General features: G+C 37.9%; 1 pseudogene. It reads left to right on the forward strand.

The features are described from left to right. A pseudogene (locus ACFIKQ_RS09050) lies at positions 1 to 795 on the forward strand (hypothetical protein); the annotation flags it as partial.

Here is a 795-nt window from a genome sequence, read left to right on the forward strand (position 1 = left end):
AAAATGTTGGTGACGCTTTGAGTGGTCTTGATGCAAATGTAAAGAATGTGAATGATCATTTAACGAATGTGACAAATGATTTTACACAAAAAATCAATAATATTACACAAGAAGTTAAAGGCGACGCCTTGTTGTGGAGCAATGATGATCAGGCATTTGTAGCACAGCATGGAGAGGAAAGAACCAATAGAAAAATTAAGTTTCTTGCTAATGGAGATATTTCTGCTAACTCAACGGATGCTGTAAATGGTTCGCAGCTCTTTGCTACTAATCAGAATGTTACTACTGTTACGAATGATCTAGCAAAAATTTCTCAAAATACATCGAAGTATTTTGGTGGAGGTGCAGACGTATCTAACGGTAAGGCTCCCACTTACACTATTCAGGGTAAGCCACATAATGATTTTGAATCTACTTTTAATGCTGTTGATAATTCTATCACGAATATCCAAAATCAGATTACGAATGCGACGAAAAATAGCCTTGTCAAGCAGGAAGGAGATGCAGATACTATCACCATTGGTAAGGCAACAGGTGGAACTCAAATCAATGTTGCGAACAAATCAGGTGGTGCTCGTACAATTTCCGGTGTGAAGGCAGCGGTTAATAATGATGAAGCTGTTAATAAAGAACAACTGGATGGCCGTATAGCAGATATTAGTAACAGTATTAATAATATTAAAGAGGGAAGTGCTTTTGCAGTTCTTTACGATAAAAGTGCAGATGGCACTGTCAATTATAACAGTGTGTCTTTGGGCGGCAATAAGAGTCAAGGACCAGTAGCTCTCCTTAATG

The organism is Bartonella sp. MR63HLJHH (assembly GCF_042194155.1).
Taxonomy (GTDB): Bacteria; Pseudomonadota; Alphaproteobacteria; order Rhizobiales; family Rhizobiaceae; genus Bartonella; species Bartonella grahamii.